Here is a 23034-nt window from a genome sequence, read left to right as displayed (position 1 = left end):
GATGCCCCGTCCCGCCCGCGAGGATCAGCGACCGCCGCCCGGCCACGGATGTCGTCCGTGAGTGCCGGGCGCAGGGCAGGGGCACCAGTGCCCCCGCGAGCTATCGCGCTGATCACGCCACAAGGCTATCGCCCCGCACGGGCTCCCCGTCATGAGCCGCATGTGTACAAAACCGGGCCCACAACTTGGACGTTCCGCACAGGTACGACGCGGCGCCGGGCGCGCCCCGGTGACCGGTACGCCCAGGTGCCGGTACGCCCCCGCTGCCGGACGGCGGGGTCAGCCCGCCAGCCGCTCCGCCACCGCCACGGCCTCTCCCAGCGTGTCCACCACCGGCACCCCGACCCCCTCGAGGCTGGCCCGGCTGTGCGACCCCCCGGTGTAGAGCACCGCCCCGGCGCCCACGTGGCTCGCCGCCACCGCGTCGTCGGCGGCGTCCCCGATCACCACCGTGCGAGCGGGCTCCACTCCGGACAGCGCCAGCTGCGCGAGGTGCCGCACCATGTGCTCGGCCTTGCTGCCCCCGGACGGCCCGGTCCGGCCGTCGACGCGTATGAAGTGCGTCTCGATCCCGAGGCCCTTGACCAGCGGCACCAGCTCGTCGTGTCCGTACATGCTGAGGATCGACTGGCTGCGACCCGCCGAACGCCACCGGACGAGCAGCTCCGTGACACCGTCCGCGAGCGTGCACCGGCTCCGCTGCATGCTGTAGTGGCGCTGGAAGGCCGCGTCCATGACCTCCCACTCGGCGTCGGTGGGCAGCCGCCCCAGCAGCCGCTCGTAGAACTTCGGCACCGGCACGCAGTACAGCGCCCGGTAACGCTCCAGCGTGATCGGCGCCAGCCCCAGCTCGGCGAACGCCGCGTTCGTCGCTCCGATGATCGCGTCGTTGTCGTGGAACAGCGTGCCGTTCCAGTCCCACACGATGTGTGCGCCCGTCTGCATCCCCATGCCCGAAAACGTACCCGGCGCCACTGACAATCGGGACACCACGGCACGTTCTTCCTGCTCAGACCAGGTTCGGGAGCTCCTGGGTCGCGTACCAGAGCAGCTCGTGGTCCTCCGCGCCGTCCACGACGAACTGGGCGTCGTCGTCCCCGCCGTCCGCCGCGGCCAGGGCCTCGGCCGCGGCGCGCACGTCCGCCTCGGCGTCGGCGGAGTCGACGTGCACCGCGGCCGCCTTGGCCAGCGGCAGCGGTCCGGCGAGGCGGACCTCGCCCAGCCCCGCCGGATCGAGCCCCCGGTCCGGGTCGGCCACGGCGGCGCCGTCGGGGACGTCCGCGGCGACCACGACCCGGCGCCGCGCCCCGGCCGGGTCGGCCGCCAGCAGGCGCAGCGAGGCCAGGGCGGCCCGGTTGAGGGCGGCGTACTCCAGCTCCTCGATGTCGTCCGACAGGTACCACTCGCGCAGCGCCGGTGTGACGGCGTAGGCGACGAGCGGCCCGGTCCCCAGTTCTCCCGCCCGGTGCGCCTCGGCGAGGCCGGACAGGGTCAGGGGGACGTAGACGCGCATGAGTCTGCCGCTTTCGTGGTCGGGGACACCGCCGGAGCGCTCGGCGGCCCGGCGGAAGAGCTTTCAGGATACGTGCGGGTGTCCCCTTTCGAGTCCCCACCCGTGGCCTCCGACACGTCCACCCCGGTCCCGGAATTCACCCTCCCCACCCCGCGGTCCCGGCCGCTCCGCTCCCCCGCATCACTCTGATAGGTGAACCTCCCGACCCCCTCGACCCGACCGCCCGCGTCCTTGCCGCGCCGCCCCTCCACCCCGTACAAGATCACCGACCGCGAAGTTACCGCCCGGTATCACCCGGGCCGCCGAACGGGGACCCCCATGCGCAAGGTCATGACCCGAACCCAGCCCCGCCCCACCGCTCCCGCATCCCCTCCCACGTCACCGCCGCCGCCCTACGGCGGCCCAGGTGCCACGTCCGTCCACTCCCCCGGTGCCACGCCCGTCCACTCCCCAGGTGCCACGCCCTCCTACGCCCCGGGAGCCTCGCCGTCGTACGGGCCGGCGGCCACGTCGTCGTACGGGCCGGGGGCGACGCCCTCGTACGCCCCGGCGGCCACGCCGCCCGGCGGGACCGGCGGCGCTCCGCTCCGTAGCCCCAGCGGCAGCGACCTCCACGGGTCCGGCGGACCCGGCGGCGTCCCGTCCAGCGGGCCCGGCGGCACCCTGTCCGGCGGACCCGGGGTGCCCCGACCCGTGCGCCGGGCGGTGTGCCGCCTCGCAGGCCGGGGCGCGCGGGGCGCGTGCTGCGGCGTCCGGTGGGCGCCCGCCGGGGTCTCCGGGCCGGTCCCAGCGGTCACGGACGCGGCCAGCCGGACACCCGCCCGCCCACGGCCGGACCCGGCCGGGGCGCTGGGCCCGCCCCGGTCGCGGGACCCCGGGCGCCCCCGCCACGGGTCCGGCGCCGGAGCCGACCACGGCCTTCGCCCCCGGCGGCCCGACCACGGCTACCGTCGACGGCCGTCCGGGCACGGCCTCCGCCGCCGCCCGTACCGCGAGCGCCGCCTCGGCCCCTGTCGCGGCCCCCTCCCGGGGGCGGATCGCGCCCGGGAGCCACCGAAGCGCCCGGCCCTCCACGGCGCCCGTCGTCCCCGCTCAGACGCCTCGCCGGCCCGTCCCACAGCTGCGGCCCACCGACCACTTCGCCGAGCTGCTGCTGGGCGTCCTCAGCGGTCGGCGCCCCGTCCACTCGATGCTCCGCCATACCGTCGGCCGGGCCTACGACGACCTGGCCCACCTCGCCGAACGCGGCCCGCTGCGCACCCGCGGCACCTCCCCCGTCGTCCGCGACATCGGGTACTTCGAGCCGCGGCCGGGCGCCCTGGAGGTCTTCGCGCGCATCGGCGCGGGCGACCGGCTGCGGGCCATGGCGTTCCGCCTGGAGCGGGGCCGGGACCTGCGCTGGCGCTGCACGGCGGTGGAAGTGGGCGGCCCCCGCAGGACCCGCGCGGACGACGACTGACCGTCCCGGCCGGCCTGCCGGCCCAAGGCCGCCCGGGGACCCGACCGCCGCCAGGACAGGCCGAAGGGCCGGTCACCCCGGGTGACCGGCCCTTCCCACCGCCACGGCGCCCACGGGCACCGCGCCGTTACTTCTTGCGGCGCCGCCCGCCCTTGGCCTGCTTGCGGCGCTCCGCGCGCGTGAGTCCGTCGGACTGGGCCTGGGCGGGCTCGCCGTCGGTGAACTCGCCCTCGACGACACCGCCCTCGCCGTCCACGGTGGGCGCGGAGAAGTGGAGGTCACGGCGCTGCGGCGCGTCGAGGCCCTTGGCCCGGATCTCCGGACGGGCGCCCGCCTGGGCCGGAACCGCGTCCTGCGCGCCCTTGTCGAGCGACGGCGCCGCGTCCTCGACCGGAACCTCCTCGACCTGCTGCTCGACCTGGACCTCCAGGTTGAACAGGTAGCCGACGGACTCCTCCTTGATGCCCTCCATCATGGCCTGGAACATGTCGAAGCCCTCGCGCTGGTACTCGACCAGCGGGTCCTTCTGCGCCATCGCGCGCAGGCCGATGCCCTCCTGGAGGTAGTCCATCTCGTAGAGGTGCTCGCGCCACTTGCGGTCCAGGACCGACAGGACGACCCGGCGCTCCAGCTCGCGCATGATCTCGGAGCCGAGCTGCTTCTCCCGCGCCTCGTACTGCTCCTGGACGTCGTCCTTGATGGACTCCGCGATGTAGTCGGCGGTCAGTCCGGCCCGGTCGCCCGCCGCCTCCTCCAGCTCCTCGACGGTGACCTTCACCGGGTAGAGCTGCTTGAAGGCGCCCCACAGCCGGTCGAGGTCCCAGTCCTCGGGGAAGCCCTCGGCGGTCTCGGCCTGTACGTAGGCGTCGATCGTGTCGTTCGTGAAGTGCTGGATCTGCTCCTGCAGGTCCTCGCCCTCCAGGACGCGGCGACGCTCGCCGTAGATGACCTCGCGCTGGCGGTTGAGGACCTCGTCGTACTTCAGGACGTTCTTGCGGGTCTCGAAGTTCTGCGTCTCGACCTGCGACTGGGCGGACGCGATCGCACGCGTCACCATCTTGTTCTCGATCGGCACGTCGTCCGGCACGTTCGCCATGGACATCACGCGCTCGACCATCTGGGCCTTGAACAGCCGCATCAGGTCGTCGCCCAGCGAGAGGTAGAAGCGGGACTCGCCCGGGTCGCCCTGACGGCCGGAGCGACCGCGCAGCTGGTTGTCGATGCGCCGCGACTCGTGCCGCTCGGTGCCCAGGACGTAGAGGCCGCCCAGCTCCTTGACCTCTTCGAACTCGGCCTTGACCGCCTGCTCGGCCCGCTCCAGCGCGGCGGGCAGCGCCGCGGCCCACTCCTCGATGTGCTCCTCGGGGTCGAGGCCGCGCTGGCGCAGCTCGGCCTCGGCGAGGTCCTCGGGGTTGCCGCCGAGCTTGATGTCCGTACCGCGGCCGGCCATGTTCGTGGCCACCGTCACGGAGCCCTTGCGGCCCGCCTGGGCGACGATCGTCGCCTCCCGGTCGTGCTGCTTGGCGTTGAGCACCTCGTGCTGGACGCCGCGCTTGCTGAGCTGCTGCGAGAGGTACTCGGACTTCTCGACCGAGGTGGTGCCGACGAGGATCGGCTGGCCCTTGCGGTGCTTCTCCTCGATGTCGTCGACGACGGCCTCGAACTTGGCGACCTCGGTGCGGTAGATCAGGTCCGACTGGTCCTTGCGCACCATCGGCCGGTTGGTCGGGATGGGCACCACACCGAGCTTGTAGATCTGGTGGAACTCGGCGGCCTCGGTCATCGCCGTACCGGTCATGCCGGACAGGCCGGGCTGTTCCTTGCCGTCGTGGTCGTGGCGCTTGTAGAGGCGGAAGAAGTTCTGGAGGGTGATCGTGGCGAGCGTCTGGTTCTCGTCCTTGATGTCCACCCCTTCCTTCGCCTCGATCGCCTGGTGCATGCCCTCGTTGTAGCGGCGGCCGGCGAGGATACGGCCCGTGTGCTCGTCGACGATCATGACTTCGCCGTCGAGGACGACGTAGTCCTTGTCCTTCTTGAACAGTTCCTTGGCCTTGATGGCGTTGTTCAGATAGCCGACCAGCGGGGTGTTCACCGACTCGTAGAGGTTGTCGATGCCCAGCCAGTCCTCGACCTTGGACACGCCCGACTCGTGGATGGCGACGGTGCGCTTCTTCTCGTCGACCTCGTAGTCGCCGGTCTCCTCGATGCCCTTGAGGGTGTTGCCGGCCTCGCCCTTCTTCAGGCGGGTCACCAGCTTGGCGAAGTCGCCGTACCACTTGGTGGCCTGGTCGGCCGGGCCGGAGATGATCAGCGGCGTCCGGGCCTCGTCGACGAGGATGGAGTCGACCTCGTCGACGATGGCGAAGTTGTGGCCGCGCTGGACGAGCTCGTCCTTGGACCACGCCATGTTGTCGCGCAGGTAGTCGAAGCCGAACTCGTTGTTCGTGCCGTAGGTGATGTCGCAGCCGTACATCTCGCGGCGCTGGGCCGGCGTCTGGTTGGCGAGGATGCAGCCGACGTTCAGACCGAGGAACTTGTGGACGCGGCCCATCATCTCGGAGTCGCGCTCGGCCAGGTAGTCGTTGACCGTGACGATGTGCACGCCCTCGCCGGACAGGGCGTTGAGATAGGCGGGCAGCGTGCCGACGAGGGTCTTGCCCTCACCGGTCTTCATCTCCGCGACGTATCCCATGTGGAGGGCGGCGCCGCCCATGATCTGCACGTCGTAGTGGCGCTGGCCCAGCACGCGCTTGGCGGCCTCGCGGACGGTGGCGAAGGCTTCGGGCAGCAGGTCGTCAAGGCTCTCACCGTCGGCGTAGCGCTGCTTGTACTCGTCGGTGAGGGCCCGCAGCTCGGCGTCGGAGAGGTCAGCGAAGTCCTCTTCGATGGAGTTGACCTGGTCCGCGATGCGGTGCAGCTTGCGCAGGATCTTGCCTTCGCCTGCACGCATGAGCTTCGAGAGGACGGACACGGGGGTTGGTCTCCTTGCCGGTCGGGCCTGGGACGGTCGGTTTCCTGTGACGGATCGGGCAACGGCCATCGTATGCGAGGACCCCGCTGCCCCGGGAGGCCTGCTGCGACGAGGACCGTCCGCTCCTTGCGTCCAGCATTCCTGTCTGCTGTCACCCCTTTCAACGTCCGGGCCCCGCGGATGGTGCCGCACCTTCCCGCGAATCGCACGAGAGGTGACCGGATGTTCACGCACGGCAAAAATATTGGCGCCTGTGGGGGCCGCCGCGCAGAATCGGCCGATGGAACCCGTCACGCTCACCACCGACCGCCTCGTCCTGCGCACGGTCGGCCCCCGGGACGCCGAGGCCGTGCACGCCGCCGCCCAGGATCCCGACATCCAGCGCTGGACGACGATCCCCTCGCCCTACCTCCCGGAGCATGCGCGGGGCTTCACTGAGCAGATCGTCCCCGACGGCTGGGCGAACGACTCGATGTTCACCTTCGGCCTCTTCCTCCCGGCCGGGGACCTGGTGGGCATGCTCGCCGTCACGATGATCTCGCTGGGCACCGGTGAGATCGGGTTCTGGGGCACCAAGGAGCACCGCGGCCGGGGCTACGTCACCGAGTCCGCCGTCGCCGCCGCCCGCTGGGCCTTCACCGAGCGGGCCGTGGACCGCCTGGAGTGGCGCGCCGAGGTCGGCAACACTGCCTCCCGCGCGGTGGCCCAACGCGCGGGCTTCGCCATGGAGGGCACGTTGCGCTCCGCGATCAACAACAAGGGCGTCCGCCGCGACTGCTGGATCGGCTCCCTCCTCCCCTGCGACCTCGCCCTCCCGTCCACGTCCCCGTACCTCCCGACACCCGACGCCGCCTGAACCCCGGGCCACCGCGCCCACCTCCCCGCACCCGCGGCCGGCTCCGCGCTCCCCACTGTCAGACCCACCCCCTATCGTGCGGACGTATGACGACCCTCCCGCCCCCCGCCACGGAACTGTCCGCAGACGAGGCCCGCCGCCTCGCCCTCCGCGCGCAGGGTTTCCTCGGCGCCCCCGACCGCCGCGCGGGCGTCCGCGGCGTCCTCCGTCACCTGGGCGCGGTGCAGCTCGACACGATCTCGGTCCTGGCCCGCTCCCACGAGCTGATCCCCTACGCCCGCCTCGGCGCGGTCGGCCGCCGGACCGTCGACGACGCCTACTGGACGGACACCCACGCCTTCGAGTACTGGTCCCACGCCGCCTGCATCCTCCCGATCGAGGAGTGGCCGCACTTCGCCTTCCGCCGCCGCGCGTACCGCAATCGCCCGCACTGGAACCACCACCTCCCCGAGGGCGACTACGAGCGCGTGGTGAAGCAGCTGCGTGAGGAGGGCCCCCTCACCGCGACGGACCTGGGCGGCGCTAAGAGGACCAGTGAGTGGTGGGACTGGTCGGGCACGAAGGTCGCCGTCGAGCGCGCGCTCATGTACGGCGAGGTGGTGTGCGTGGAGCGCCGCGGCTGGAAGCGGGTGTACGACCTGGCCGAGCGCGCCGTCCCGGCCGCGCTGCTGCACGACGACCTGGACGACACCGAGTGCCTGCGCCGCCTGGTCCGCCTGGCCGGCCAGTCCCTGGGCGTCGGCACGCGCGCGGACATCGCGGACTACCACCGTCTCAAGGCCGAGCAGGTCGACGCGGTGATCGCCGACTCGGGCCTGGTGCCGGTCACGGTGGCGGGCTGGGGCCGGCCTGCCTGGGCGGACCCCGCGGCCCTGGAGACGGTCCCGCGCGGCCGTCACCGCACGACGCTGCTCTCCCCCTTCGACTCGCTGATCTGGGAGCGGGCGCGCACGGAGCGGATCTTCGGCTTCACCCACCGGCTGGAGGCCTACGTGCCCCGGCAGAAGCGGGTGCACGGTTACTTCGCGATGCCGGTCCTGGCCGGCGGCCGGCTCGTCGGCCGGGTGGACCCGGCCCGCGAGGGGCGCACCCTGGTCGCCAAGCAGGTCACGCTGGACGGCCCGAAGGCGGCCCCGGCGGTGGCCCAGGCACTGGTGGAGGCGGCGAGCTGGGTGGACTGCACGAACGTACGCGTGGAGCGGGTCGAGACTCCCGATCTGCGTGAACCCCTCATCCGGGAGCTGGCCCGGCTGCTCGACTGACCGGAACGGCTCACCGGGTCACCGACTCACCGGATCTCGAGAATCTTCTCCCGCATCGCGTAGACCACGGCCTCCATCCTGGAGTGCAGCTGGAGTTTCTCCAGGATGTTGCGCACGTGGTTCTTCACGGTGTTCTCGGAAATGAACAGTTCCTTGGCGATGTCCCGGTTGTTCATTCCCGTGGCGACGAGCTTGAGGACCTCCAGCTCGCGATCCGTGAGCCGCGGCGCGGGCACCAGCCGGCGTTCGTCGGTGCGCTGGATCATCGACTTGAACTCGGTCAGCAGTTTCGAGGCCATGGACGGACTGATCTGGGACTGTCCGTCGGCCACCGCGCGAATGGCGGTGGCCACCTCGTCCGTCGAGATCTCCTTGAGGAGATAACCGGTCGCGCCCGCCTTGATCGCGTCGTAGAGGTCGGCCTCCTCGTCGCTGATCGTCAGCATGATGATCTTGGCACTGGGGGCCACCTCCTTGATGGAGGTGCAGGCCTCGATACCGCCCCGCTTGGGCATCCGCACATCCATCAGGACGATGTCCGGCAGCAGGTCGGCCGCCTTCTCCACGGCCTCGGCGCCGTCACCGGCCTCTCCGACGACGTGGATGTCCTCCTCGGCCGCGAGCACGATCTCCAGGCCGCGGCGGAAGAGGGCGTGGTCGTCCACGACCAGCACCCTGATCGGCTCCTCGCGTGCGGAGCCCGCGTCCGGGCCCATGCCGGCGACCCCGTCGTCGATCCCGTGGTCGACGCCCGCGCCCCGCATCGGTCCGAAACTGTCCGCCATCGTTCCTCCCCCTGAAGGCTGTGGCACGTGGTCCTGAGCCACCGCCAACCCAGAGCAACGACCCACCGGTTGGGCCGTTGCCGCCATGATTCCATGCCCGGCGGACAGCGGGGTGACCGAACGGGCAGCTCTGGGGTCGCACACCCTCGCGCACCGTCGCACACCGGTGCCCCTGGGGGCGCACACGCGCTCCAGGGGCACCGAACCGCTGTCACCCGGCGGCGTGTGTCAACCGCCGAGCGCATCGCCCGCGTCGGGGGCGTGCGCCTGAGTGACCATCGTGTCCGTGGTCAGGTGGATCACGCCGTAGTCGTAGGCGTGCCGCCGGTAGACGACGCTGGGCTCCTTCGTCTCGGAGTCGACGAACAGGTAGAAGTCGTGCCCGACCAGCTCCATCTCGTAGAGCGCCTGGTCGAGGGACATGGGTGCGGCCACGTGGGTCTTCTCCCGGACGACGAGCGGACCGTCGCCCTGGACCTCCAGCGAGCCGATCTTCTTGGTGGGTACGCCGTCCTGCTTCTCCGTCGGGACGACGTCGCCGTTCCCGTTGAGCGTCGCCGCGCCGGGTACGTGGTCGGCGACCTCGGCCGCCGAGATCCGGCGTGCGCCGCGGCGCGAGAAGCGCTTGTCGTGCTGCTTGCGCAGTCGTGCGCCGAGCTTCTCCGCCGCCAGGTCGAGCGCCGCGTAGGGGTCGCTCGCCGCCGCCTCCGCCCGGATCACCGGACCGCGGGAGCGGAGCGTGATCTCCACCCGGTCGCAGCGGTCGGCCTGCCGGGGGTTCGGCTCCTTGGACACCTCGACGTCGAGGCTGATCACCTTGCCATCGAGCTTCTGGATCTTCTCCAGCTTCAGCTTCTCGGCCACGTGCTTCCGGAACCGCTCGGGCACCTCGGTCTTGCGGCCCTTGACGACGATGTCCACGCAGAACTCCGTTCCCGGATCGCTCCGCTTCGACGGCGGAGCATCTCCCTTTTGCACCAGGTTCCGGTCCATCCCGGAACCTCGGACTCGGTGACGTCCACCTCCTCCCCCGCGGGCGAGATCTCCACTCCACCGGTGCGGGTGATGACGGTAAAACCCGCAGCACGGCATTCGGATTTGAGAGGTGTGGCCTGCGGCTTTGCCTCACAACCGAACATATCTCGCCCGGACGGATGTCGTCACCCTCTACCGCGGCGTACCTCCGTTCCGGTGAATTGACTCCCTCATTACCTGCAACGACGTAAGTTCTCAGTCAGTTCCGGTTTATTTCGAAAGAATCTGGTGAAGCTGCGACCACTGCCGCGCAGATCGCTTCACGGATCACGCCACCGCCTCCGTACGGACCCGCCATTCGGGGCCCGGTCTTCCGTTCCTCTCTGCCTTCCCCTGCCGCGGCCGGATACACAGCCGATCTCGCCGTCCCGTACGCAGCCGACCCCGCCCGCGACTCAACGGCGGCGGCCGTCGCGGCGCACACCGCACGGGCCGCCTCGGCCAGCGACGCCCCCGTCGTCATCAGGTCGTCGACCAGGACGACCGTCCCGCCCTCCCGCAGCGGCCCCGCACCGCCCGGAACCACCGCCAGCGCGCCGGCGAGGTTGTCCAGCCGCCGCCGGGCGTCGAGCCCCGACTGGTCGGCCACGGCGTACCGCTGCCGCAGCACGGCGAGCACCCGGGCGGACGTCCCGGTGCGCCGCAACTCCCCGCCGCCGCGAGGGCGATCCGCCGCGCCGGATCGTGCCCCCGCGTCCGCACCGCCCTGCGCGCCGACGGCACGGGCACGAGCAGCACCGGCCCCCTGCCCCGCGCGGGACCCGCCGCTCCGGCCCTCGCCGCTCCGGCCCCCACCGCACCGGTCCGCACGTCACCCGCGTCCGTCCACGCCTCCCGGAGACCCGCCCGCACCGCTTGCGCCAAAGCCACTCCGAGCGGTGCCGTGAGGGCGAGCACGCCCCGCTCCTTGTGGGCCAGCAACGCCGCCCGCACCTCGTCCGCGTACGGCGCCGCCGCGTGAACCGCGGGCAGGCCTGGAGGCTCCGGCTCCGGACGCACGCGGCGTGGCGGGGCTCCGCTCAGCGCCGTACGGCACCGGGGACACAGCACCGCCCGAGCCGTGCCGCACCCCCCGCACTCGGCGGGCAGCACCAGGTCCGTGAGGTCCGCCCACCCCCGTCGCCATGTCCGCCGTGTCAGGCATGTCCGCAATCCGCGCATGGCCACCACTGTGCCCCTGCCTGCGAAACCCCGCCAGGCCTGTGGAAAACGTCGGCCGACCCCCTGTGGAAAACCCCGCCGGGCCACGAGACGGCGGACGCCTCAGCCCCGCTGGGCGGAACCGCTCCACCCCGCTGGGCGGAACCGCTCCACCCCGCTGGGCGACACCGCTCCACCCCGCTGGACGGGACTGCCTCACCCGGCCGGACGGGACCGCCTCACCCCGGATAGACCGGCGCGGTCCCCTCCGTCACCTTCTGCCACTGCAACCCGGACGGCAGCCGCACGATGAGGTCCTCCGAATACGCCACCAGCGGCAGCCGCTCGTCCTCGGTGGCGGCGATCTCCTTGACGCCGGTCAGGGCCGCGGGCACCGATGCCTCCGGCGTCGAGCCGTCGACCTGGACGTACCCGATCTGCTGGACGCCCCCGCGCTCGCGCCCCACCACGACGAGCCGGGCGTCCCCGGCCCAGGACATGGCCGTGACCTCCTCCAGCTCGGGGGTCGCGGACCGCAGTTCGAGCACGGTGACCGCGGGCACGTCGCCCGCCTTCCCGTCCCGTTCGATCCGCCCGATGAGCAGCGACCGCTTGCCGTCCTTCTCCACCACGAGCGCGATCCGCACCCCGTCGGCGGCCACCCGCACGGCCTGGACGCGCCCGTCGAGGCCCGGGGTCCGCACCTCCACCGGATCGCCCGCGCCCTCCTTCAGCAGCAGCAACCGCGGGTCGGCCGGGTCGCGGTCGGCGATCCACAGGTCGCCCTGCGCATCCCAGCTGGGCGGGGTCAGCCGGTCCGACTCCTTCTTGCCCTGGCTTGCCAGCACGGGGTCGCCGAGCGAACCTCCCGACACCAGCGAGCCGACGTACAGCAACTTGTTGTCGAGGCCGATCCCGGCCGCGCTGTGCTCGTCGCGCGACACCGCCACCGACCGAAGGGCCTGCTGACCCTCGCCCAGCGGGCCGGGCACGGGTTCGGCCCGGGTCCCGTTGCTGCCGGCCGCGATCCGTACCAGGCGGTCCTGGTCGTCGACGAAGTACAGGTAGTCGGGCCGCTGCGCGGAGCCGCGCGTAGCGACCGTCTCTGCGCGGTCCTCGGAGAGCGAGCACAACTGCTCACCGCCCGAGCGCAGCTCGACCTCCTGCACCGCCGGGGTGAGGTTCTGCAGCGTGAACAGGAGCTGCGCGGCCATCTCGTCGCACTTGTCCGCGCCGGCCCGCGCCGCCTTGTCGTTCAGCGGAACGGTCAGCTTGCTGCGGTCGTCGGGGGTCAGCGAGCCGGCGTTCTTCGCCAGTGCCGTCCCGGTCGGGAAGCTGGACCTGACCACCGGGCCCAGCAGGCTCGTCGGCCCGCTCAGCAGGGAACGCACCACCTGGGTCATCGGGTCCACGCGCCGGCGCACGTAGACGGGGTCGGCGACGGCCGCCGGCTCCCGCACCGGTCCCGTCTCGGCGTCCGCCCGCACCGGGGTGTTCGAGGCGAAGTAGTACCGGTTGACCGACATGTAGTTGCGCTGGAAGTCCGACTTGCCCATGACGACGCCCGGCGGCAGCGAATCGATACGCCACTGCTTGGACTTGCCGTCCCGGGTGAGGTGCACCGACTCGCGGTACACGCCGTCGGCCGGCGCGTACGACTGCTGCGCGTCGACCGTGGCGACCCTGGTGCCGGTCAGGGTGACCGAGTAGTCGTTGGCGTCCTCGCGGTTGCCCGAGTGGTCGGACTCCGTGCCCGGCCCGCCGGCGAGCACCGTCGCCGACTCGTCCGGCCGCCAGTTTTTCGCGGCGTCGCCGGTCAGGTACTTGCGCGCCGTCTCGTAGTGCGGATCGTCGCTGGTCAGCGCCTCCAGGAAGCCCTGCACGATGTCGGCGGGCGGGGCGTCCTCCCGCGGCGGCATCGCGAACACCCGCACCTGCGGGTCCTGCCGGGGCGTGGACTCCACGCCCCTGAGGTCCCCGCTGTCGGGCATGGCCGCGCATCCGGCCAGCAGTACGACACCGCCGACGGCGTACGCCACCACGCGTGCCGGCCTCCGCCGACCGCCCCTCCCGCGGTCAGCGCCCACGAGATGCCTCCCCCTGCCTGCTCGAGTCCTCGGGGCCGGCGTCCTGGCGGCCCGCCGCCTCCGGTGCCGGCCCACCGTCCTGTCTCCGCGCCCCCGACACGGGCCTGGGCACCACGCGCGCGCCGTTGCCCGGCAGTGCCGTCGGATCCGCCGTGGGTGCCACCGTGGCCTGCCGCGGCGTTATCGGCCCCCGCGCGGACACCGCGGAGACCTGCCCGGCCGGCACCTGCGCCGGGACGCCGACCGACTTGTCCGCGTCGCGCGCCGACGCCGGGTCGGCGAGGCCCGCGTCGTTGAGCCCGCGGTTGCGGCGCGAGTCCGTCGGCTCCAGCGGTATCGGCGACCCCCTGAGCGGCTCGTCCGCCGTCCGGGGCAGCGTCAGCCGGAACTGCGAGCCACCGCCGGGCTCGCCCCAGGCCTGCAGCCAGCCACCGTGCAGCCGCGCGTCCTCCAGGGCGATCGACAGCCCCAGCCCCGTACCGCCGGTGGTACGCGCGCGTGCCGGGTCGGCCCGCCAGAAGCGGCTGAAGACCCGGGTGGCCTCGCCCGGCTTGAGTCCGACGCCGTAGTCGCGCACCGCGACGGCGACGGCGCCCCCGGCCGCGGCGAGCTTGACGACGACGTCCCGGCCCTCGCCGTGCTCGACGGCGTTGACGACGAGGTTGCGCAGCACGCGCTCGACCCGCCGGGCGTCCGCCTCGGCGACGACGGGCTGCTGGTCGCCGACCACGCGTATCCCCGTGCCCTTGCGCTCGGCTAGCGGCTCCGCGCCGCTGACGACGCGCCGTACGACCTCCCTGAGGTCTATCGGCTCCGCCTCCAGCGCGGCGGCGCCCGCGTCGAAGCGGCTGATCTCCAGCAGGTCGGCGAGCAGCGTCTCGAACCGGTCCAGCTGGTCGGCGAGCAGTTCGGCCGACCGCGCGGTCACCGGATCGAAGTCCACGCGCGCGTCGTGAATGACGTCGGCCGCCATCCGCACGGTCGTCAGCGGCGTGCGCAGCTCGTGCGACACGTCGGAGACGAACCGCCGCTGCATCCGCGACAGGTCCTCCAGCTGGCTGATCTTGAGCTGGAGGTTCTGCGCCATCTTGTTGAAGGCCTCGCCGAGCCGGGCGATGTCGTCCTCGCCGGTGACCTTCATCCGTTCCTGCAGACGCCCCGCGGACAGCCGCTCGGCGATGCTCGCCGCCATCCGTACCGGCGTGACGACCTGGCGCACCACGAGCCAGGCGATGGCCCCGAGCAGCACGACCACGAAGAGCCCGGCGGTCGCCAGCGTGCCCCTGACCAGGCTGAGCGACTTCTCCTCCTGGGTGAGCGGGAAGAGGTAGTACAGCTGGTACGGCTCGCCGTTCGGGTCGTTGACCTGCTTGCCGATGACCAGTCCCGGCTGGGACGGCTGGTCGGAGTTGTAGACGATCCGGGTGTAGCTCTGGGCGGCCGTGGTGTCGCCGTCGATCCGCTCCCGCAGGGCCTCGGGGACGCTCACCGCCCAGTCGACCGATCCGGAGGCGCGCGGACCGCGTCCGCTGCCGCTCTCCCCGCCCATGGGGAGGGTGACCACGTCGAAAGCGCTCTGGCCACCGCTGGAGAGCGACTTCACCAACTCGCTCATCCACTGGATGACGTTCTGCGAGGGACGCCCGTCCGCGGGGGTGCCGTCGTCGCCGTTGGTGCTCGCCGCCTCCTCGGCCTTCTGCTTGGCCGCCGTGAAACCACCGGTGGCCTGGCTCTGGGAGGCCTTCACCTTGGCGTCCAGCAGCCCGTTGCGGACCTGCCCGATCACCACGAAGCCGAGCAGCAGCACCACGCCCAGCGACATCAGCAGGGTGGTGGCGACGACCTTGAGCTGGATGTTGCGCCGCCACAGCCGCATGACCGGCAGCAGGGGGCGGCGCACCCAGCGCATGAACAGGCGGAGCACCGGGCTGCCCTGCACCCCGCCGTGGAGCAGCCCGCCCTCCAGCACACGGCCGAAGAGACGGGAGCCGACGCTCCGGTGGCCGACAGGCCGTCCGGCGCGGGCCCCGGACCCGGGCGCCGAAGCGGCACTGTCCCTGTCCATGTCAGCTCGGTCCGGCCTTGTAGCCGACGCCGCGGACGGTCACCACGATCTCCGGCTTCTCCGGGTCCTTCTCGACCTTGGAGCGCAGCCGCTGGACGTGCACGTTGACCAGGCGGGTGTCGGCGGCATGCCGGTAGCCCCAGACCTGCTCGAGGAGCACCTCGCGCGTGAACACCTGCCACGGCTTGCGGGCCAGCGCCACCAGCAGGTCGAACTCCAGCGGCGTCAGCGCGATCGACTGCCCGTCCCGCTTCACGGAGTGACCGGCCACGTCGATGACCAGGTCGCCTATGGCGAGCTGCTCCGGCGCCGGTTCCTCAGACCTCCGCAGCCGCGCCCGGATCCGGGCCACCAGCTCCTTCGGCTTGAACGGCTTCACGATGTAGTCGTCGGCGCCCGACTCCAGACCCACCACGACGTCGACGGTGTCGCTCTTCGCCGTCAGCATCACGATCGGCACCCCCGACTCGGCCCTGATCAGGCGGCACACCTCGATGCCGTCCCGGCCGGGCAGCATCAGGTCGAGCAGCACCAGGTCCGGCTTGGTCTCCCGGAAGGCGGCCAGCGCCTTGTCGCCGTCGGCTACGAAAGACGGCTCAAAACCCTCACCACGCAGCACAATGCCGAGCATCTCGGCCAGTGCGGTGTCGTCGTCGACGACAAGGACTCGTCCCTTCATAAACGACATCATCCCATTAGCTAATCGTTACCTGGCGTGACCTGGCACACAGCGAGGCCAGGGCCTCGGTCGTCACGGGCGAAACCACACCCTCCTCGGTGACGATCGCCGTCACCAGTTCGGGCGGAGTCACATCGAACGCCGGGTTGTACGCCTGGGTCCCCAGGGGTGCCACCGGAATCCCGCCTCCCGCTCCCGCCACCGGCACCTGAGGTGCTGTGACCTCGGTCACTTCATATCCGGGGCGCTGCTCCACTTCGATGGACGCCCCGTCCGGCGTGTCCGGATCCACCGTCGTGACCGGAGCCACCACGACGAACGGCACATGGTGGTACCGCGCGAGCACCGCGAGCGGATAGCTCCCCACCTTGTTCGCCACCGAACCGTCGGCCGCGATGCGGTCCGCGCCGATCAGTACCGCGTCCACCTCACCCGCCGCGAACAGCGAACCCGCCGCGTTGTCGGTGAGCAAGGTGTACGCCATGTCGTTGCGGGCCGCCTCGTATGCCGTCAGGCGAGCACCTTGCAGCAAGGGACGCGTTTCGTCCACCCACAGGCGTCGCAGCCGTCCCGACCGGTGTGCCGCGAGCGCCACCGCGAAGGCGGTCCCCTCACCGCCCGACACCAGCGAACCGGTGTTGCAGTGCGTGAGGACCCGGTGTCCTCCGGCGGGCAGCAGCTCGTCGAGCAGCGCGAGTCCGTGCGCGGCCATCCTGGCACTGGCCTCGGTGTCCTCCCGGTGCAGCGCCCTTGCCGCGGACAGCGCCGCCTGAGCGGCCTGCCGGGTGTCACCGGTCCTGGCGAGCGCCTCCCGGTGCGCGGCCTGCGCCCGGCGCACCCCGACGGCGAGGTTCACCGCGGTCGGGCGCGCCCCCGCCAGCGCCGCCGCGGCCTCCTCGACCTCGAAGCCCCGTACGGCGGCGAGCGCGACGCCGTAGCCGCCCGCGATGCCCAGCAGCGGCGCCCCGCGCACGGCGAGCGAGCGGATCGCCTCCACCAGCGCGGCCGGGTCCGTGCAGACCAGCTCGACCTCCTCGGCCGGCAGCCTGGTCTGGTCCAGCAGCACCAGCACCGGGCCCTCGGGGGGTTCCTCCCAGCGAAGGGCCGGTATCCCGGTCGGCCGCTTGTCCTCGCCGTTTCGCGCGTCCTGATCAGCCATGCGGTCAGTCTGCCCCCTGTACGACGGACAATTGAAGGTGCGCAGCCCCTACCGTGCCCGGTCCGCACCCGACGCCCCCATGGCACGATGGCTGCCAACCCGCCGCCGCGACCGCGGACGCGCACCGTGAAGGAGCGACGATGAACGACACTCCGGGCTGGGCATCGCCCGGATCCGCCCCGTCCGACGGGCACGAGCCCGGCGCGTCCGGCCCCGCCGAACCCGCCGACCGCCCCGCCGGCCCCGACCAGCCCGCGCCGCCCGCGGACCGGCCGGATGCGGAACCGACGAGCCCCGGCACGAAGTGGTCCAAGGAGCAGCCGCCCCCGGCCAGTGGTCCGCTCCCACCGGCCCCGCGGACCGCGGCCAGGCCCCGCCTCCCCACCGCCCGGCCCGGGCTGGGGCACCCGCCACCGCCCGGACCCCCCGGAGGCGGCTACGGCGGCCCGGGCAGGGGCTACGGCGGCTACGGCACCCCCGGTGGACCCGGTGGCTGGGGAGGCGGCTGGGGCGGTCCACCGCCCGCCGCCAAGCCCGGCGTGATCCCGCTCCGCCCGCTCGGCGTCGGCGAGATCCTCGACGGCGCCGTCTCCACCATGCGCACCTACTGGCGCACCGTCCTCGGCATCTCCCTGACCGTCGCCATCTTCACCGAGGTCATCGTCGTGCTGCTCCAGGGCCTCGTCCTGGACGACACCGGCAGCGAGGCCCTCAACGACCCCGACGCCACCCTGAGCGAACTCGGCGACGCGCTGGCCGAGACCACGATCAACTCGGGGGTCATATTCCTGATCTCCCTGATCGGCACCGTACTGGCCACGGCCCTGCTCACCACCGTCACCAGTCGCGCCGTACTCGGCAAGCCGGTGACCACCGGCGAGGCCTGGCGCGACGCCCGCCCGCAGGTGCTGAAGCTTTTCGGCCTGATCCTCCTGCTGCTCCTCATCGTCGCCGGACTCGTCACGGCCGGTATGACACCCGGTCTCCTCGTCACCGCCACCGCGGGCGGCGAGGCCGGAGTGGCCCTGACCGCCCTGGGCTTCGTGGCGGGCGGCGTCGTCGCGGTCTGGCTCATGGTCCGCTTCTCGCTGGCGTCCCCCGCGCTGATGCTGGAGAAGCAGGGCATCAAGAAGGCGATGGGCCGCTCGGTGAAGCTGGTGCGCGGCTCCTGGTGGCGCGTCTTCGGTATCCAGCTGCTCGCCACGGTCATCGCCAACGTCGTCGCGTCGATCATCGTGATCCCCTTCGCCTTCCTCGCCGCGACCCTCGGCGGCGACGGCGTCGGCGGCTTCCTGGACGGCACCGGCGACCTCGGCTGGACGTTCCTCGTCGTCAGCGGTATCGGCTCGGTGATCGGCTCCATGATCACCTTCCCGATCACGGCGGGCGTGACCGTGCTGCTCTACATCGACCAGCGCATCCGCCGCGAGGCCCTCGACCTCGAACTGGCCCGCGCCGCCGGAACCCAGGGCTCCGGCCCGCGGGGCTCCGGTGCCTCCGGCGCCGTCCCGGGGAGCTGACGGGGTGAGTCCGGCGGGGGGAGTTCTCACGGAGGTGCTGGCACGCACCGCCGCACGAACGGTGTCGCGCTCCGGCGACGAACCGCCGGTGACGATCCCGCGCGACCCCGCGCGGGACGCCGCGCGGCGCGAGCTGTCCAAGCGGATGTACCACGAGAACGACCCCAGCTGGTTCCAGCGGGCCCTGAACGCCTTCTGGGACTGGATCGAGGAGCTGTTCAGCAAGGCGTCCACCGCGACACCCGGGGGCACGCTGGGCTTGGTGGTCGTCGTCGTGGCCGTCCTGGCGGCGCTGGGCGCCCTCTGGTGGCGCCTGGGCACCCCGCGCCGCGGACCCGTCTCCACCCCCGCCCTCTTCGACGACCGCCCCCGCAGCTCCGCCGACCACCGCGCCGCCGCCCAGGCACACGCCGCCCAAGGACACTGGAGCCAGGCCGTCCAGGAACGCATGCGGGCCGTCGTCCGCGCCCTCGAGGAACGCGCCCTGCTCGACATCCGCCCCGGCCGCACCGCCGACGAGGCGGCCACCGAGGCGGGCCACGCCCTGCCCGCGCACAGGGACCGGCTGCGCACCGCCGCCCGGGACTTCGACGACGTCGCGTACGGCGGCCGGCCCGGCAGCGAAGAGTCGTACCGGCACCTCACCGAACTCGACCACGACCTGGACCGCAGCAAGCCGCACCTGGCGAGCAGCACGGCCGGCAGCCGCACAGGCGATGCCACGGACCGGGACACCCGCCGGGGAGCCGCCGAATGACCACCGAGGCCACGCTCCCCACCACCGCGGCCTCGCCCACCGCCCGCCAGGTGTGGACCCGCGCGCGGGGCATCGCACTCGCCCTCGTCCTGCTGCTCGTCGGCGCCGTCGCCATCGCGGTCGTCCGCTCCGACGCCCGGCACGGAGAACTCGACCCGCGCTCCGCCGACCCCTACGGCAGCCGCGCCGTCGCCGAACTCCTCGCCGACCGGGGGGTCTCCACGCGCGTGGTCACCACCCTGGCCGAAGCACGGGCCGCGACCGGCCCGGACACCACCCTGCTGGTCGCCGTGCCCGACCTCCTGACGGAACGCCAGCAGACGGGACTGCACTCGGCGACGACCGGCTCCGGTGGCCGCACCGTCCTGGTCGCCCCCGGCGGCGCTGCCGTCGAACGCCTCGCCCCCGGCGTCACCGCCGACCCCGCGCTCAGCGTCGACTCGACGCTGGCCCCCGCCTGCGACCTGCCCGCCGCACGGCGCGCGGGCAGCGCCGACACGGGCGACATCCGCTACAGCACCCACCTCGAAGGCGACGCCTGCTACCCCAGCCGACGCCTGGCCACCCTCCTGCGCATCCCCGACCCGTCCGCGAAGGCGTCCGCGGAGGGCCCCCCGGGCGACACCGTCGTCCTCGGCGCTCGCGACATCCTCTTCAACAACCACCTCGACGAGCACGGCAACGCCTCGCTCGCCCTCCAACTCCTCGGCTCCCGCGACCACCTGGTCTGGTACCTCCCCTCCCTCTCCGACCTCCCGGACCCGGACGACGAGCGCGGCTTCTTCGACCTGCTCCCGTCCGGCTGGCTCTGGGGCACCCTCCAACTCTTCATCGCCGCCGCCCTCGCCGCCCTGTGGCGGGCACGCCGACTCGGCCCCCTGGTGCCCGAAAAACTCCCCGTCGCGATCCGCGCCTCCGAAACCGTCGAAGGCCGCGCCCGCCTCTACCGCAAGGCGAACGCCCGCGACCGCGCCGCCACCGCTCTTCGCTCCGCCACCCGCACCCGCCTCGCCCCTCTCGTAGGCGTCCCCGTCGCCCAGGCAGACTCGCCCGAGTCCCTGCTCCCCGCCCTGTCCGCCCACCTCCACGGCGCGCACGGCGACGGACAGACCCTGCACACCCTCCTCTTCGGCCCGCCGCCCGGCGACGACGCGGCCCTCATCGCACTCGCCGACCAACTCGACGCCCTCGAAAGAGAGGTACGCCGTCCATGATGGACCCGACCACTGACAACGCCGGGCAGAGCGCGGCCCCGGGCAACGCCCGCGCCGCCCTCGAAGCCCTGCGCGCCGAGATCGCCAAGGCCGTGGTCGGCCAGGACGCCGCCGTGACCGGTCTCGTCGTAGCCCTGCTCTGCCGCGGTCACGTCCTCCTCGAAGGCGTCCCCGGGGTCGCCAAGACACTGCTCGTCCGCACCCTCGCCGCGGCCACCGAACTCGACACCAAACGCGTCCAGTTCACCCCCGACCTGATGCCGAGCGACGTCACCGGATCCCTGATCTACGACGCCCGCACCACCGAGTTCTCCTTCCAGCCGGGCCCGGTCTTCACCAACCTCCTCCTCGCCGACGAGATCAACCGCACGCCCCCGAAGACCCAGTCCTCCCTCCTCGAAGCCATGGAGGAACGCCAGGTCACGGTGGACGGCACGCCCCGCCCGCTCCCCGAGCCCTTCCTCGTCGCGGCCACCCAGAACCCGGTCGAGTACGAGGGCACCTACCCCCTCCCGGAAGCCCAGCTGGACCGCTTCCTCCTCAAACTCACCGTCCCCCTGCCCACCCGCCAGGACGAGATCGACGTCCTCGCCCGGCATGCGGCCGGCTTCGATCCGCGCGACCTGCGCGCCGCCGGCGTACGCCCCGTCGCGAGCGCCGCCGACCTGGAGGCCGCCCGCGCGGAGGCCGCCAGGACGACCGTCTCCCCGGAGATCACCGCCTACGTCGTCGACATCTGCCGTGCCACCCGTGAGTCGCCGTCGCTCACTCTCGGCGTCTCCCCGCGCGGCGCCACGGCACTGCTGTCGACCGCCCGCGCGTGGGCCTGGCTCACGGGCCGCGACTACGTCACCCCCGACGACGTGAAGGCCCTGGCCCTCCCAACCCTCCGGCACCGCGTCCAGCTCCGCCCGGAGGCCGAGATGGAGGGGGTGACCGCGGACTCGGTCATCAACGCGATCCTCGCCCACGTCCCCGTTCCCCGTTGATGGCACTCACCGGACGCGCCGCGCTCATCGCGGCCCTGGCCTCCGTCCCCGTCGGCATCTGGGACCCCAGCTGGACGGGCATCCTCGCCGTCAACGCCCCGCTGGCGGCGGCCTGCGCCTGCGACTTCGCCCTGGCCGCCCCCGTACGCCGCCTCGGTCTCAGCCGCTCCGGCGACACCTCCGCCCGTCTGGGCGACACCGCCGACGTGACCCTGACGGTCACCAACCCCTCGGGCCGCCCGCTCCGGGCCCGCCTGCGCGACGCCTGGCCGCCCAGCAGCTGGCAGCCCGGCACCGAGACGGCGGCCTCCCGTCACAGCCTGACCGTGCCCGCCGGCGAACGCCGCCGCGTGACCACCCGCCTGCGCCCCACCCGCCGCGGCGACCGCCACGCGGACCGCGTCACGATCCGGTCGTACGGCCCCCTGGGCCTCCTCACCCGCCAGGGCACCCATCGGGTCCCCTGGACCGTCCGCGTCCTCCCCCCGTTCACCAGCCGCAAGCACCTCCCCTCCAAGCTGTCCCGGCTCCGCGAACTCGACGGCCGCACCAGCGTCCTCACCCGCGGCGAGGGCACGGAGTTCGACAGCCTGCGCGAGTACGTCCCGGGCGACGACACCCGTTCCATCGACTGGCGCGCGACGGCCCGCCACTCCGCCGTCGCCGTACGCACCTGGCGCCCTGAACGCGACCGGCACATCCTGCTCGTACTCGACACCGGCCGTACGTCGGCCGGTCGCGTGGGAGACGCGCCGCGCCTGGATGCCTGCATGGACGCCGCCCTGCTCCTGGGCGCCCTGGCCTCCCGCGCGGGCGACCGCGTCGACCTCCTCGCCTACGACCGCCGGGTACGCGCCCTCCTCCAGGGCCGCACCGCGGGCGACCTCCTTCCCTCCCTGGTCAACGCCCTGGCGACCGTGGAGCCGGAGCTGGTGGAGACCGATGCGCGTGGCCTCACCGCCACCGCTCTGCGGTCGGCCCCCCGCCGGTCCCTGATCGTCCTGTTCACGACTCTCGACGCGGCCCCGATCGAAGAGGGACTGCTCCCCGTCCTGCCACAGCTGACCCAGCGCCACACGGTACTCGTGGCCTCGGTGGCCGACCCGCACATCTCCGCCATGGCCGAAGCCCGCGGCCACACCGATGCCGTGTACGAGGCCGCGGCGGCCGCACAGGCTCAGTCCGAGCGCCGCCACATCGCCGACCAGCTCCGCCGGCACGGCGTCACGGTCGTCGACGCGACCCCGGACGAGCTTCCTCCGGCACTCGCGGACGCCTACCTGGAGCTCAAGGCCGCAGGCCGCCTATAGAAAAAGGCGGGGCCTTGTGGCCCCGCCCTGTTAGTCCCGTTCAAAGACCCTTGAACGCAGGAAACCCCGCACCGTTCCCGGTGCGGGGTCTCCTCGCAATGATTGTTCGGCGGCGTCCTACTCTCCCACAGGGTCCCCCCTGCAGTACCATCGGCGCTGTAAGGCTTAGCTTCCGGGTTCGAAATGTAACCGGGCGTTTCCCCTACGCTATGACCACCGAAACACTATGAAAC

Annotated in this window: 16 protein-coding genes, 1 rRNA gene and 2 pseudogenes; 8 read left to right on the top strand and 11 right to left on the bottom strand. The window is 72.6% G+C overall.

The window, feature by feature from the left end:
* Positions 1-279: 279 nt before the first annotated feature.
* Positions 280-951, bottom strand: a complete 672-nt coding sequence (locus Sru02f_RS03670; RefSeq protein ID WP_109032613.1) for an HAD family hydrolase — start codon at positions 949-951, stop codon at positions 280-282.
* 58 nt (positions 952-1009) lie between these two features.
* Positions 1010-1513, bottom strand: coding sequence for a DUF6912 family protein (locus tag Sru02f_RS03665; protein ID WP_109032612.1), 504 nt, complete (start codon positions 1511-1513; stop codon positions 1010-1012).
* Between the two features lie 1189 nt (positions 1514-2702).
* Between Sru02f_RS03665 and Sru02f_RS03660 the strand changes: the two genes are divergently transcribed.
* Entirely contained in the window at positions 2703-2972 is a 270-nt protein-coding gene (locus tag Sru02f_RS03660) for an Rv3235 family protein (protein WP_003975808.1), read from the top strand.
* A gap of 127 nt (positions 2973-3099) precedes the next feature.
* On the opposite strand, the gene secA is transcribed toward Sru02f_RS03660, so the two are convergent.
* Entirely contained in the window at positions 3100-5943 is a 2844-nt protein-coding gene (secA, locus tag Sru02f_RS03655) for a preprotein translocase subunit SecA (protein ID WP_109032609.1), read from the bottom strand.
* Between the two features lie 280 nt (positions 5944-6223).
* Here secA and Sru02f_RS03650 point away from each other — a divergent pair, with 280 nt between their 5' ends.
* Together Sru02f_RS03650 and Sru02f_RS03645 are read left to right on the top strand one after the other, a co-directional pair.
* Positions 6224-6799, top strand: coding sequence for a GNAT family N-acetyltransferase (locus Sru02f_RS03650; protein ID WP_109032608.1), 576 nt, complete (start codon positions 6224-6226; stop codon positions 6797-6799).
* Positions 6800-6885: 86 nt separating this feature from the next.
* The gene (locus Sru02f_RS03645) at positions 6886-8061 is read left to right on the top strand and encodes a winged helix-turn-helix domain-containing protein (RefSeq protein ID WP_109032607.1); all 1176 of its coding nucleotides are present in this window, start codon (positions 6886-6888) and stop codon (positions 8059-8061) included.
* A gap of 26 nt (positions 8062-8087) precedes the next feature.
* On the opposite strand, the gene Sru02f_RS03640 is transcribed toward Sru02f_RS03645, so the two are convergent.
* The 7 genes and pseudogenes from Sru02f_RS03640 to mtnA all read right to left on the bottom strand — a co-directional run bounded on the left by Sru02f_RS03640 (position 8088) and on the right by mtnA (position 17011).
* Positions 8088-8846, bottom strand: a complete 759-nt coding sequence (locus Sru02f_RS03640) for a response regulator (protein ID WP_109032606.1) — start codon at positions 8844-8846, stop codon at positions 8088-8090.
* A 228-nt stretch (positions 8847-9074) separates the two neighbouring features.
* Positions 9075-9767, bottom strand: coding sequence for a ribosome hibernation-promoting factor, HPF/YfiA family (gene hpf, locus Sru02f_RS03635; RefSeq protein ID WP_016326377.1), 693 nt, complete (start codon positions 9765-9767; stop codon positions 9075-9077).
* A 313-nt stretch (positions 9768-10080) separates the two neighbouring features.
* Positions 10081-11042: pseudogene (locus tag Sru02f_RS03630) on the bottom strand (ComF family protein).
* A 218-nt stretch (positions 11043-11260) separates the two neighbouring features.
* Entirely contained in the window at positions 11261-13108 is a 1848-nt protein-coding gene (locus Sru02f_RS03625) for an LpqB family beta-propeller domain-containing protein (protein ID WP_109032603.1), read from the bottom strand.
* Positions 13098-15173 carry a two-component system sensor histidine kinase MtrB gene (mtrB, locus tag Sru02f_RS03620; protein ID WP_109032602.1) on the bottom strand — a complete coding sequence of 692 codons (2076 nt, stop codon included), beginning with the start codon at positions 15171-15173 and terminating at the stop codon, positions 13098-13100. The genes Sru02f_RS03625 and mtrB overlap by 11 nt, the downstream gene beginning before the upstream one ends.
* Before the next feature lies 1 nt (position 15174).
* Complete coding sequence (gene mtrA, locus Sru02f_RS03615; RefSeq protein WP_003975799.1) at positions 15175-15864, bottom strand: two-component system response regulator MtrA; 690 nt, start codon at positions 15862-15864, stop codon at positions 15175-15177.
* A gap of 4 nt (positions 15865-15868) precedes the next feature.
* Positions 15869-17011, bottom strand: a complete 1143-nt coding sequence (gene mtnA / locus Sru02f_RS03610; protein WP_109032601.1) for an S-methyl-5-thioribose-1-phosphate isomerase — start codon at positions 17009-17011, stop codon at positions 15869-15871.
* Between the two features lie 140 nt (positions 17012-17151).
* On the opposite strand from mtnA, the pseudogene Sru02f_RS03605 reads away from it, so the two are divergent.
* From Sru02f_RS03605 to Sru02f_RS03585, 5 genes and pseudogenes are all read left to right on the top strand, one after another.
* Positions 17152-18531, top strand: a pseudogene (locus Sru02f_RS03605) (glycerophosphoryl diester phosphodiesterase membrane domain-containing protein).
* 34 nt (positions 18532-18565) lie between these two features.
* Positions 18566-19288 (top strand): DUF4129 domain-containing protein, encoded by a 723-nt coding sequence (locus Sru02f_RS03600; RefSeq protein ID WP_164279198.1) that lies wholly within the window; start codon positions 18566-18568, stop codon positions 19286-19288.
* On the top strand, positions 19285-20502 hold the full coding sequence (locus tag Sru02f_RS03595) for a DUF4350 domain-containing protein (protein WP_167469613.1): 1218 nt from the start codon (positions 19285-19287) through the stop codon (positions 20500-20502). The genes Sru02f_RS03600 and Sru02f_RS03595 overlap by 4 nt, the downstream gene beginning before the upstream one ends.
* Positions 20499-21491, top strand: a complete 993-nt coding sequence (locus tag Sru02f_RS03590; RefSeq protein ID WP_174855115.1) for an AAA family ATPase — start codon at positions 20499-20501, stop codon at positions 21489-21491. The genes Sru02f_RS03595 and Sru02f_RS03590 overlap by 4 nt, the downstream gene beginning before the upstream one ends.
* Positions 21491-22801 (top strand): DUF58 domain-containing protein, encoded by a 1311-nt coding sequence (locus tag Sru02f_RS03585; protein ID WP_109032598.1) that lies wholly within the window; start codon positions 21491-21493, stop codon positions 22799-22801. The genes Sru02f_RS03590 and Sru02f_RS03585 overlap by 1 nt, the downstream gene beginning before the upstream one ends.
* Positions 22802-22905: 104 nt before the next feature.
* Here the strand turns inward: Sru02f_RS03585 and rrf are convergent.
* Positions 22906-23022, bottom strand: a 5S ribosomal RNA gene (gene rrf, locus Sru02f_RS03580).
* Between the last annotated feature and the right edge of the window lie 12 nt (positions 23023-23034).

This window comes from Streptomyces rubrogriseus, from assembly GCF_027947575.1.
GTDB lineage: Bacteria > Actinomycetota > Actinomycetes > Streptomycetales > Streptomycetaceae > Streptomyces > Streptomyces rubrogriseus.
Note: the sequence above shows the minus strand (reverse complement) of the source record. Positions and strands in the feature narration are given on the sequence as shown.

Excerpts from the sequence above, each read along its gene's own strand:
- Sru02f_RS03670 (WP_109032613.1), bottom strand. The coding sequence starts at position 951 with ATGGGGATGCAGACGGGCGCACACATCGTGTGGGACTGGAACGGCACG.
- Sru02f_RS03665 (WP_109032612.1), bottom strand. The coding sequence starts at position 1,513 with ATGCGCGTCTACGTCCCCCTGACCCTGTCCGGCCTCGCCGAGGCGCAC.
- Sru02f_RS03660 (WP_003975808.1), top strand. The coding sequence starts at position 2,703 with ATGCTCCGCCATACCGTCGGCCGGGCCTACGACGACCTGGCCCACCTC.
- Sru02f_RS03650 (WP_109032608.1), top strand. The coding sequence starts at position 6,224 with ATGGAACCCGTCACGCTCACCACCGACCGCCTCGTCCTGCGCACGGTC.
- Sru02f_RS03645 (WP_109032607.1), top strand. The coding sequence starts at position 6,886 with ATGACGACCCTCCCGCCCCCCGCCACGGAACTGTCCGCAGACGAGGCC.
- Sru02f_RS03640 (WP_109032606.1), bottom strand. The coding sequence starts at position 8,846 with ATGGCGGACAGTTTCGGACCGATGCGGGGCGCGGGCGTCGACCACGGG.
- mtrB (WP_109032602.1), bottom strand. The coding sequence starts at position 15,173 with ATGGACAGGGACAGTGCCGCTTCGGCGCCCGGGTCCGGGGCCCGCGCC.
- mtrA (WP_003975799.1), bottom strand. The coding sequence starts at position 15,864 with ATGATGTCGTTTATGAAGGGACGAGTCCTTGTCGTCGACGACGACACC.
- mtnA (WP_109032601.1), bottom strand. The coding sequence starts at position 17,011 with ATGGCTGATCAGGACGCGCGAAACGGCGAGGACAAGCGGCCGACCGGG.
- Sru02f_RS03595 (WP_167469613.1), top strand. The coding sequence starts at position 19,285 with ATGACCACCGAGGCCACGCTCCCCACCACCGCGGCCTCGCCCACCGCC.
- Sru02f_RS03590 (WP_174855115.1), top strand. The coding sequence starts at position 20,499 with ATGATGGACCCGACCACTGACAACGCCGGGCAGAGCGCGGCCCCGGGC.
- Sru02f_RS03585 (WP_109032598.1), top strand. The coding sequence starts at position 21,491 with ATGGCACTCACCGGACGCGCCGCGCTCATCGCGGCCCTGGCCTCCGTC.